This is a genomic window from Streptomyces sp. NPDC004658 (assembly GCF_040609555.1).
Taxonomy (GTDB): domain Bacteria; phylum Actinomycetota; class Actinomycetes; order Streptomycetales; family Streptomycetaceae; genus Streptomyces.
On the sequence record NZ_JBEXKG010000083.1, the window covers coordinates 24,326 to 34,730 of the forward strand.

Annotated in this window: 8 protein-coding genes and 1 pseudogene; 1 reads left to right on the forward strand and 8 read right to left on the reverse strand. The window is 71.6% G+C overall.

All coding sequences use genetic code 11. The features are described from left to right. Positions 1 to 11: 11 nt before the first annotated feature. The 8 genes from cimA to ABZV94_RS25375 all read right to left on the reverse strand — a co-directional run bounded on the left by cimA (position 12) and on the right by ABZV94_RS25375 (position 9,979). Positions 12 to 1,622, reverse strand: a complete 1,611-nt coding sequence (gene cimA / locus ABZV94_RS25340; RefSeq protein ID WP_356343990.1) for a citramalate synthase — start codon at positions 1,620 to 1,622, stop codon at positions 12 to 14. Between the two features lie 285 nt (positions 1,623 to 1,907). After that, the gene (locus ABZV94_RS25345; RefSeq protein WP_356343992.1) at positions 1,908 to 3,209 is read right to left on the reverse strand and encodes an MFS transporter; all 1,302 of its coding nucleotides are present in this window, start codon (positions 3,207 to 3,209) and stop codon (positions 1,908 to 1,910) included. Between the two features lie 49 nt (positions 3,210 to 3,258). After that, positions 3,259 to 3,867: a TetR/AcrR family transcriptional regulator gene (locus ABZV94_RS25350; protein ID WP_356343995.1), complete on the reverse strand. Its 609-nt coding sequence runs from the start codon at positions 3,865 to 3,867 to the stop codon at positions 3,259 to 3,261. 18 nt (positions 3,868 to 3,885) lie between these two features. Continuing rightward, positions 3,886 to 4,926, reverse strand: a complete 1,041-nt coding sequence (locus tag ABZV94_RS25355) for an agmatine deiminase family protein (protein WP_356343996.1) — start codon at positions 4,924 to 4,926, stop codon at positions 3,886 to 3,888. Positions 4,927 to 4,938: 12 nt separating this feature from the next. Next, complete coding sequence (locus tag ABZV94_RS25360) at positions 4,939 to 6,663, reverse strand: urease subunit alpha (RefSeq protein WP_356343998.1); 1,725 nt, start codon at positions 6,661 to 6,663, stop codon at positions 4,939 to 4,941. Further along, a complete protein-coding gene (gene ureA, locus ABZV94_RS25365) occupies positions 6,660 to 7,382 on the reverse strand; it encodes an urease subunit gamma (protein ID WP_356344000.1) in 723 nt (240 codons plus the stop codon). Before ureA ends, ABZV94_RS25360 begins: the two co-directional genes overlap by 4 nt. Before the next feature lie 228 nt (positions 7,383 to 7,610). Then, positions 7,611 to 8,699, reverse strand: coding sequence for a branched-chain amino acid aminotransferase (locus tag ABZV94_RS25370; RefSeq protein WP_356344003.1), 1,089 nt, complete (start codon positions 8,697 to 8,699; stop codon positions 7,611 to 7,613). Between the two features lie 236 nt (positions 8,700 to 8,935). Next, positions 8,936 to 9,979, reverse strand: a complete 1,044-nt coding sequence (locus tag ABZV94_RS25375; protein ID WP_356344006.1) for a 3-isopropylmalate dehydrogenase — start codon at positions 9,977 to 9,979, stop codon at positions 8,936 to 8,938. A gap of 143 nt (positions 9,980 to 10,122) precedes the next feature. Between ABZV94_RS25375 and ABZV94_RS25380 the strand changes: the two are divergent. Continuing rightward, positions 10,123 to 10,284, forward strand: a pseudogene (locus ABZV94_RS25380) (phosphoesterase); the annotation flags it as partial. Positions 10,285 to 10,405 lie beyond the last annotated feature (121 nt).

Sequence of the window (10,405 nt, forward strand, 5' to 3'; positions counted from 1 at the left end):
CTCCACTGTGGCTACTGAGCGGGCTCCACGCCCGCGCGGAGGAGGCCGTACGTGTACGCGTCCTCCAGGGCCTGCCAGGAGGCGGCGATGACGTTCTCGGCCACACCGACCGTGGCCCACTCGCCGGAGCCGTCCGAGGTGGAGATCAGCACGCGGGTGGTGGACTGGGTGCCGTGCTTGCCCTCCAGGATGCGGACCTTGTAGTCGACCAGGTCCAGCTTGGCGAGCTGCGGGTAGATCTTCTCCAGGGCCACGCGCAGGGCGCGGTCCAGGGCGTTGACCGGGCCGTTGCCCTCGGCGGTGGCGACGATCCGCTCGCTCTTGGCCCACAGTTTGACCGTGGCCTCGTTGGCGTGGGTGCCGTCGGGCCGGTCCTCGACGATGGCCCGCCAGGACTCGACGTCGAAGTACTTCAGGGGCCTGCCCTCGGCCTCGGCGCGCAGCAGCAGCTCGAACGAGGCGTCCGCCGCCTCGTACGTGTAGCCCTTGAGCTCCCGCTCCTTCACCCGCTCGACCACCCGGCCGACCAGCTCGCGGTCGCCGCTCAGGTCGATGCCCAGCTCCTTGCCCTTCAGCTCGACCGAGGCGCGGCCCGCCATGTCGGAGACGAGCATGCGCATGGTGTTGCCGACCCGCTCGGGGTCGATGTGCTGGTACAGGTCCGGGTCGACCTTGATGGCGGAGGCGTGCAGGCCGGCCTTGTGCGCGAAGGCCGAGACGCCCACGTACGGCTGGTGGGTCGACGGCGTCAGGTTGACGACCTCGGCGATGGCGTGGGAGATGCGGGTCATCTCGCGCAGCCGGCCCTCGGGCAGCACCTTCTTGCCGTACTTCAGTTCCAGGGCGGCGACCACCGGGAACAGGTTGGCGTTGCCGACGCGCTCGCCGTAGCCGTTGGCCGTGCACTGCACGTGGGTGGCGCCCGCGTCGACGGCGGCCAGGGTGTTGGCGACCGCGCAGCCGGTGTCGTCCTGGGCGTGGATGCCGAGCCGGGCCCCGGTGTCGGCGAGGACGGTGGAGACGACCGCGTGGACCTGGGCGGGAAGCATGCCGCCGTTGGTGTCGCAGAGGACGACGACGTCGGCGCCGGCCTCGGCGGCGGTGCGGACCACCGCCTTGGCGTACTCGGGGTTGGCGCGGTAGCCGTCGAAGAAGTGCTCGCAGTCCACGAAGACGCGGCGGCCCTGCTCGCGCAGGTACGACACGGTGTCGCGGACCATCTCCAGGTTCTCGTCCAGGGTGGTGCGCAGCGCCAGCTCCACGTGCCGGTCGTGCGACTTGGCGACCAGGGTGATCACCGGGGCGCCCGAGCTGAGCAGGGCCTTGACCTGCGGGTCCTCGGCGGCTTTCGCACCGGCGCGGCGGGTGGCGCCGAAGGCGACCAGCTGGGCGTGCCGGAAGTCGATCTCCTTCCGGGCGCGGGCGAAGAACTCCGTGTCGCGCGGGTTCGCACCGGGCCAGCCGCCCTCGATGAAGCCCACGCCGAAGTCGTCCAGGTGCCGGGCGATGGCGAGCTTGTCCGCGACGGTGAGGTTGATGCCCTCGCGCTGCGCGCCGTCGCGCAGCGTGGTGTCGAAGACGTGGAACGAGTCGTCGAGCTCGCTTGTTGCCGTCTCGGTCATGTCTCAAGGCTCCTGTGGAAAATTCTTCGGTCTTTACCGGAATGACCGGCTCCACCGTTCCTCCATGCTCCCTCGCGCTCCGTCACCGGCTGAAGGTGGGCCGGAAAACGAAAAAACCCCTCGCGGGTGCGAGAGGTCTGCGCGCGGGTCGAGGACGACGGTGGCCACCCGCACCTGGTCGTACGAGGTGGTCACTGCGGACCGGCGCGCCTGCTGCCAATAATCATGGCGAACGAGAGCACGGGGGCAGTCTGGCACAGCCCCGCCCCCGGCTCACCGCCCGTCTCAGGATGCGGTCGCCACGCTGGAATCCTCCCGGGCCCTCACCCGGGCCAGATCCAGGTCCTTGGTCTCCCGCATGGTGACGTACACCACGAGGGACACGGCGGCACAGCCGGCCACGTACCAGTAGAAGCCGGACTCGATGCCGCCCTTCTTGAACCACAGGGCGACGTACTCGGCGGTGCCGCCGAAGAGGGCGTTGGCGATGGCGTACGACAGAGCGACACCGAGCGCGCGCACCCCGGTCGGGAACAGCTCGGCCTTCACGCAGGCGTTGATGGAGGTGTAGCCGGTGACCACGACCAGTGCGAGCAGGGCGAGGCCGAGGGCGGGCCAGTAGCCGTCCGCGTGCCGGAGCAGCGTCATGATCGGGACCGTGAGGAAGGTGGAGCCGACGGCGAACGTGATCAGCAGCGGGCGGCGGCCGATGCGGTCGGAGAGGGCGCCCGCGAGCGGCTGGAGGCAGGCGAAGACGATCAGCGCGGTGAACGAGACGAGCGTGGCGGTCTCCTTGGACAGCCCCGCCGAGTTGGACAGGTACTTCGTGAGGTAGGTGGTGTACGTGTAGTACGCCACCGTGCCGCCCATGGTGAGGGCGACCACCAGGAACGCCTCCCGCCGGTGCTGCCACAGCGCGCGCAGGGTGCCGCGCTCCCCGGAGTGCGAGGTGTCCTCCTCGTACACCTCCGTCTCCAGCATGTTCCGGCGCAGATAGAAGACGACGGCGGCGCCGAGCGCGCCGACGACGAACGGGATGCGCCAGCCGTAGCTGTGCAGGGCGTCGTCGGACATGGTGCGCTGCAGGACGATCTGCAGGCCGAGGCCGACGATCTGGCCGGCGGTCATGGACACGTACTGGAAGCTGGACGCGAAGCCGCGCCGCCGCGGGTCCGACGCCTCGGTCAGATAGGTGGCGCTGGCCGCGTACTCGCCGCCCACCGACAGGCCCTGGAGCAGGCGGGCGACGAGCAGCACGACGGCTCCGCCGTAGCCGGCGACCCCGTAGGTGGGGGCGACGGCGATGAGGACCGCCGAGGCCGACATCAGCGTGACGGTCAGGGTCAGCGCCGCCTTGCGGCCCTTGCGGTCACCGACCCTGCCCAGCAGCCAGCCGCCGACGGGGCGCATGAAGAAGCCGACGGCGAAGATGCCGGCGGTGTTCATCAGCTGGGCGGTGGGGTTGCCGCTCGGGAAGAACGCGCCGGCGAAGTACGTGGCGAAGCTCGCGTACACGAACCAGTCGAACCACTCGACCATGTTTCCCGCCGAGCCGACCCAGATCTTCTTCCAGTGTTGTCGTCCCATGGGCCGTTACCTGCCCGCCCGCGGAGGAAACGATTCCGACGGTGTCACCCTAGGGGATCACAGCCAGCCCGTCCTCGATGAACTCCCCGACGTGGGTGAGGACTTGTTCCCTGTCGGTGCCCCGCAGCCCGATGGCCACGTGAATCGAGAATCCGTCCAGCAGCGCGCGCAGCCGGGCCGCGAAGCGATCGGCGTCCACACGTCGGAACTCCCCCCGCGAGATCCCCTCGGCGATCAGGGCGACCAGGTCGCGGTGCCAGGCGCCCTCGATCGCCGCCTGCCGGGCCCGTGCGTCGTCGTCGGCGTTCTGCGACCGGTTCCAGACCTCCAGCCACAGCGTCCAGTGCGGGTCGCGGTGGCCGTCGGGCACGTACAGGTCGACGTAGGCCGACAGACGCTCCCTCGCGGTCCCCGGGCCCGCCAGCAGCCGGCCCCGCTCCGCGCCCAGCCGGCCCTCGCTCCACTCCAGCGTCCGCAGCAGCAGCTCGTCCTTGGAGCGGAAGTAGTACAGCAGGTGGCCGCTGCTCATGCCGACCTCGCGGCCCAGCCCCGCCATGGTGAGCTGCTCCAGACCGCGCTCGGCGATCATGTCCATGGCCGCGGCGAGGACCTCCTCGCGCGGCGGCGCGTTCCTGCGCGCCCGGCCCGCACCGGCCATCTGCTGCTCCCGTGTGTGTCAGGCCTTCGGCTGCTGTTGCGTGATGCAGTGGATACCGCCCCCGCCCGCGAAGATCGTACGCGCGTCCACCAGCGTCACCGTCCGCTCCGGGAACAGGCGCCGGAAGATCCCCGCGGCGATCTCGTCGCGCGGGTCGTCGAAGCCGCACAGCACCACGCCGCCGTTGCAGAGGTAGTGGTTGATGTAGGAGTAGTCCGCCCAGTGCCCGTCGGCCTCCAGGGCGGTCGGCGCGGGCACCTCCACGACCTCCAGGCGGCGGCCCCGGGCGTCGGTCGCCGACCGCAGCAGGCCGATGACCTCCTGGGTGACCTCGTGGTCGGGGTGCGCCGGGTCCGGCTGGTGGTGGGCGACCACGACACCCGGCCGGGCGAACGCCGCGACGATGTCGACGTGCCCGAGGGTGCCGAAGCCGTGGGGAGGGTAGTCGGCGGTCAGGCCGCGCGGCAGCCATATCGCCTTGCTGGTGCCGAGGTGGGCGTGGATCTCCGCCTCCACCTCCAGCCTGGTCCAGTGCGGGTTGCGCTCGGGGCCGAGCTGCACGGTCTCGGTGAGCAGTACGGTGCCCTCGCCGTCGACGTGGATCGCTCCGCCCTCGTTGACCAGCTTCGAGGCGTACGTCTTCGCGCCCGCGAGGTCGGACACGTACGCGCCGATCCGGGAGTCGTGCTCCCAGCGGGCCCAGTCCTGGGCGCCCCAGCCGTTGAACGTCCAGTCCACGGCGGCCAGTCCGCCCCGGCCGTCGGTGAGGAACGTCGGACCGATGTCCCGCATCCAGGCGTCGTCCAGGTCCCGCTCGACGGTGTCGACGCCCGGCCCCAGCAGCGCCCGGGCGTCCTCCGACTGGCCGGGGCCGCACACGACCGTCACCGGCTCGAAGCGGCGGACGGCGCGGGCCACGGACGCCCAGGCGGTCCGGGCGGCGGCCAGGTCGCCGGGGTCGTCGAAGGTGGGGTTGGGGCCGGGCCAGGCCATCCAGGTGCGCTCGTGCGGGGCCCACTCGGCGGGCATGCGGAAACCGTCGGCGGCGGGGGTGCTCATGGCGCGGGTCCTTCAGAGGAAGTAGAGGCGGTTGAGGGAGACGGAGTCGGCCGGCTCGGAGCGCAGCGGCTCGCCGTCGAGCGTGACCAGGCCGGTGCGCCCGTCGACGTCCACCGCTCCGGTACGGGAGTTCAGGCGCAGGTCGGCGGGGCCGATGCCCCGGGTGCCGCGCACGGCGACCCTGCGGCGCCGGGTCGGCATCCGGTCGTTGCCCTGGTCGACGGCGGCGCGGGCGACGAACGCCACCGAGAGGTCGGCGGCCGTGGCGCCGTACGCCCCGAACTGCGGGCCCAGCACGAGGGGTTCGCAGGTGTCGGTGGCCGCGTTGGGGTCGCCGACCACGCCGTACGCCGGGAAGCCCGCCTTCAGGACGAGCTGCGGCTTGGCCCCGAAGTACTCCGGTCGCCACAGCACGATGTCGGCGAGCTTGCCCACCTCGATCGAGCCGACCTCGTGCGACAGCCCGTGCGCGAGGGCGGGGTTGATGGTCAGCTTGGCCATGTAGCGCAGGACGCGCGCGTTGTCGTCGCCCTCGCCGTCGCCCTCCAGGGGGCCCAGTTCGGCCTTCATCTTGCCGGCCATGGCGAAGGTGCGGCGGACCGTCTCACCGGCCCGGCCCATGCCCTGGGCGTCGGAGGAGGTGATGCCGATCGCGCCCAGGTCGTGCAGCACGTCCTCGGCGCCCATCGTGCCGGCCCGGATCCGGTCGCGGGCCATCGCCGCGTCGCCGGGCAGGTCGGTCTTCAGGTCGTGGACGGAGACGATCATGCCGTAGTGCTCGGCGACCGCGTCCCGGCCGAAGGGCAGGGTGGGGTTGGTGGAGGAGCCGATGACGTTCGGGACGCCCGCCATCTTCAGCACGTTGGGCACGTGTCCGCCGCCGCAGCCCTCGATGTGGAAGGCGTGGATCGTGCGGCCCTCCAGCACCCGCAGGGTGTCCTCGACCGACAGGCACTCGTTCAACCCGTCGCTGTGCAGGGTGACTTGGACGTCGTGCTCCTCGGCGACCCTCAGGGCGGTGTCCAGCGCGCGGGTGTGGGCGCCCATGTCCTCGTGCACCTTGAAACCGCTCGCGCCCCCTTCGGCCAGGGCCTCGACGAGGGGCGCCGCGTCGGACGAGGAACCCCGGCCCAGGAAGCCGATGTTGACCGGCCAGGCGTCGAAGGCGTTGAAGGCGTGCCGCAGCGCCCAGGGCGAGTTGACGCCGACGCCCCACACCGGGCCGAACTCCTGCCCGATGATCGTGGTGACGCCGGAGGCGAGGGACGCCTCCATGATGCGCGGCGACAGCAGGTGCACATGGGTGTCGACGGCACCGGCGGTGGCGATCAGCCCCTCGCCGGAGACGATCGAGGTGCCGGTGCCGACGACGACGTCCACGCCGTCCAGGGTGTCCGGATTGCCGGCCCGCCCGATCGCGTGGATGCGGCCCTCGCGGATGCCGATGGACACCTTCCTGATGCCCTGCACCGCGTCGATCACGACGACGTTGCTGATCACGACGTCGCAGGTGTCCCGGACGGCGGCGGCCTTCAGGTGCAGTCCGTCGCGGGCGGTCTTGCCGAAGCCGGCGAGGAACTCGTCGCCGTACTTCTGGGAGTCGGACTCGACGCGGACGGTGAGCCCGGAGTCGCCGAGGCGGATGCGGTCGCCGGCGCGGGGGCCGTGGGTGGCGGCGTAGGCGTGCGGGTCGACGTGGATCGACCGGCTCACCTCGCGTCCCTTCGAGCGGCTCATCGCTCCTCGCCCCCTTCCGGTGTCACTCCCAGGTATCCGCAGGCGGCGGCCCTGCGGAGGGCTTCCTCCCGCGCGCCCGGCGCGTCCAGCGGCCCGTCGACCAGTCCGGCGAAGCCGATCGCGGTCCGCTCGCCCCCGATCGGCACGAGCCCGACCTCCTCGCTCTCCCCCGGCCCGAAGCGGACCGAGGACCCGGCGGGTACGGCCAGCCGCATGCCGTAGGCGCGCTCGCGGTCGAAGTCGAGGCGCGGGTTGGCCTCGAAGAAGTGGAAGTGGGAGGTGACGGAGACCGGCACGCCCGCGGTGTTGGTGACGCGCAGCCGGACGACGGGCTCCGGGTCGGCGTGCCCGGGGCCGGGGAGCAGGGCGCCCGGGCCGTCCGCGCCCAGGCCTCCCCCTGCTTCGCGGGGGGACCCCCAGCCGATGGGGTCGGAGACGACCGCGAGCCGGGAGCCGTCGTCGAAGACGGCCTCGACCATCACCTCGGTGACGATGTCGGCGACACCCGGCAGGACGTCCTCGGGGCCGAGGACCGACCGGGCCGCCTCGACGGCCTCGGCGAGCCGCTTGCCGTCGCGGGCGGCCTCGCAGACGGTGTCCGCGATCAGCGCGGTGGCCTCGGGCACGTTCAGCCTCAGGCCGCGCGCCCGGCGGGCCCGGGCCAGCTCGGCCGCCCCGAAGAGCAGCAGCCGGTCGCGTTCCGTGGGGGTCAGTCGCACGGCGCGGCACCTCCTTGCCTCACTGGTTAGAGCAACACTCTAAACAGGGAATCCAGCAAAGAGAAGCACTGACCGGAGAGTGGACACGCTTCGATTGAGCAGTGCTCTAGCCGGGCCGAGCGGCAGGACGCCCAACGAAAAGCGCCCCGAAGGGGTGCGGGGAACCGCGGGCCGGCCGTACCGGCCCGCGGACGCCCGGCACCCCTTCGGGGCGCTTCGACCGCGTCCTCAGCCGATCCGGTGCATCCAGCCGTGCTTGTCCTCGATCAGGCCCCGCTGGATGCCCAGCAGCGCCTCGCGCAGCCGGCTGGTGACCGGGCCGGGCGTGCCGTCGCCGTGGGACCACTGGTCGGTCTTCGTCTTGACGTGGCCGATCGGCGTGACCACGGCGGCGGTACCGCACGCGAACACCTCGGTCAGCGCACCGGACGCGGCGTCCTCGCGCCACTGCTGGAGGGTGACCACCCCTTCCTCGGCGGTGTAGCCGAGGTCACGGGCGACCTGGAGGAGGGAGTCACGGGTGATGCCCTCCAGGATGGAGCCGGTGAGCGACGGGGTGACGATCCGGTCGCCGTAGACGAACGCGACGTTCATGCTGCCGCTCTCCTCGACCTTGGTGCGGGTGACCGCGTCGAGGTAGACGACCTGGTCGCAGCCGTGCGCGGCGGCCTCGGCCTGCGGCAGCAGGGACGCGGCGTAGTTGCCGCCGGTCTTGGCGTCGCCGGTACCGCCCGGGACGGCGCGGACGTGGTCCTCGGAGACCCAGATGGTGACCGGCTTGACACCGCCGGCGAAGTACGCGCCGGACGGGGAGGCGATCAGCATGAACAGGTACTCGTTCGCCGGGTGCACGCCGAGCGCGGCCTCCGTGGCGAACATGAACGGCCGCAGGTAGAGGGAGGCCTCGCCGCCGTGCGGCGGGACCCAGTCGGCGTCCTGGGTGAGCAGCGCGTCCAGCGCCGCGATGAACAGCTCCTCGGGCAGCTCGGCCATGGCCATGCGGCGGGCGGAGTTGCGGAAGCGGCGGGCGTTGGCCTCGGGACGGAACAGCGCGACCGAGCCGTCGGGCTGGCGGTAGGCCTTCAGGCCCTCGAAGATCTCCTGGCCGTAGTGCAGGACGTGCGTGGACGGGTCCAGGGAGATCGGCCCGTACGGAACGAGCTGACCGTCGTGCCAGCCGCGGCCCTCGGTCCACTTGATCGTCACCATGTGGTCGGTGAAGTGGCGGCCGAACCCGGGGGCGGCGAGGATCGCCTCGCGTTCCGCGGCGGCGAGCGGACTGGCGGAGGGCTTGAGCTCGATCGTGGGCGTCGTCATGAGTGATTGTCCTTCACCGGTTGTAGTGACGGGCCGCGCTCACACCTCCCGGTCGTCGGTGCTAGGACGTCCGAGCATTCCCTCGTATCGCGGCTCCGCGTTCGATTATCGCGCGGGGGGCGGTAGCGGACGGAATCGGGGTGAAGCGGTCCAGGGGTTGATGGTGGCACCCGGCGAGGCACAGGAAAAGCCGCCGGGTGCGGTTGCGACCCGGCGGCTCGGTGTAGCGCGGCGGGTCAGCCGGCTACGCGTACGGCGAGCGCGTCGCCGATCTCGGAGGTGGAGCGGGCCGGCTTCCCGGCGCGCTCGGTGAGGTCGGCGGCGACCGCCGCGTCGATCCGGTCCGCCTCGGCGTCGTAGCCGAGGTGGCGCAGCAGCAGGGCCACGGACAGGACGGTGGCGGTGGGGTCGGCCTTGCCCTGTCCGGCGATGTCCGGGGCCGAACCGTGGACGGGCTCGAACATCGAGGGGAACTCGCGGGTGGGGTTGATGTTCCCGGAGGCGGCCACGCCGATGCCGCCGGAGACGGCCGCGGCGAGGTCGGTGATGATGTCGCCGAAGAGGTTGTCGGTGACGATGACGTCGAACCGGCCCGGGTCGGTGACCAGGTAGATGGTCGCGGCGTCGACGTGGATGTAGTCGGTGGTGACCTCGGGGTACTCCTCGGCCACCTGGTGGAAGATGTTCGTCCACAGGTGCCCGGCGAACGTCAGCACGTTGTTCTTGTGGACCAGCGTGAGCTTCTTGCGCGGGCGGGCCTGGGCGCGCTCGAAGGCGTCGCGGACGACGCGCTCGACACCGTAGGCCGTGTTGACGGACACCTCGGTGGCGACCTCGTGCGCGGTGCCCTTGCGGATGGTGCCGCCGTTGCCGGTGTACGGGCCCTCGGTGCCCTCGCGGACGACGACGAAGTCGATCTCCGGCTGGCCGGCGAGCGGGGTGGCGACACCCGGCAGCAGCTTCGACGGACGCAGGTTGACGTGGTGGTCGAAGGCGAAGCGGAGCTTGAGCAGGAAGCCGCGCTCCAGGACGCCGGACGGCACCGACGGGTCGCCGATGGCGCCGAGCAGGATGGCGTCGTGCCGCTTGAGGGAGTCGAGGTCGGCGTCGGTGAGGGTCTCACCGGTGGCGTGGTAGCGCTTGGCGCCGAAGTCGTACTCCTCGGTCTCCAGCTTCACATCCTGCGGCAGGACGGCGGAGAGGACCTTCAGACCCTCGGCCACGACCTCCTGGCCGATGCCGTCACCGGGGATCACTGCGAGATTGATGCTGCGAGACATGCGGGCACCCTACTCCTCGTCCCAGGTGATGACACATACCGTCCGCGATACGGACACCCGGACGTGTTGCCGGTGTCCGCCCGTCGGTCGACGTTCACCCTTGCGCGGCAAGGACGTTGCCTCCCGGTGGAACGTTCCGGGACATGGAGACTCCCGACGTCGGCATCCCCCGTCCGCTCGCCGAGCGGCTGAGCATGGCCGAGCAGTACGAGTACCTGCGCAGCCGCATGGTGCGCCGCCGCACGCTGGTGACGGCGGGCGCGGTGGCGGGCGGTCTGCTGACCGGCTGCGGCACCGCGTCCGGGGGGACGCCGGGCCCGGCCGGCTCCCGGGTGCCGACCCGGACGTCGACCCCGAGGTGCGAAATGGTCCGCACGCGCAGGACCTCGCCCAGATGAGCCGCGTCGGTGCCGTGATAGCGCAGGG

Excerpts from the sequence above, each read along its gene's own strand:
- cimA (WP_356343990.1), bottom strand. The coding sequence starts at position 1,622 with ATGACCGAGACGGCAACAAGCGAGCTCGACGACTCGTTCCACGTCTTC.
- ABZV94_RS25360 (WP_356343998.1), bottom strand. The coding sequence starts at position 6,663 with ATGAGCCGCTCGAAGGGACGCGAGGTGAGCCGGTCGATCCACGTCGAC.
- ABZV94_RS25350 (WP_356343995.1), bottom strand. The coding sequence starts at position 3,867 with ATGGCCGGTGCGGGCCGGGCGCGCAGGAACGCGCCGCCGCGCGAGGAG.
- ABZV94_RS25355 (WP_356343996.1), bottom strand. The coding sequence starts at position 4,926 with ATGAGCACCCCCGCCGCCGACGGTTTCCGCATGCCCGCCGAGTGGGCC.
- ABZV94_RS25345 (WP_356343992.1), bottom strand. The coding sequence starts at position 3,209 with ATGGGACGACAACACTGGAAGAAGATCTGGGTCGGCTCGGCGGGAAAC.
- ABZV94_RS25375 (WP_356344006.1), bottom strand. The coding sequence starts at position 9,979 with ATGTCTCGCAGCATCAATCTCGCAGTGATCCCCGGTGACGGCATCGGC.
- ABZV94_RS25370 (WP_356344003.1), bottom strand. The coding sequence starts at position 8,699 with ATGACGACGCCCACGATCGAGCTCAAGCCCTCCGCCAGTCCGCTCGCC.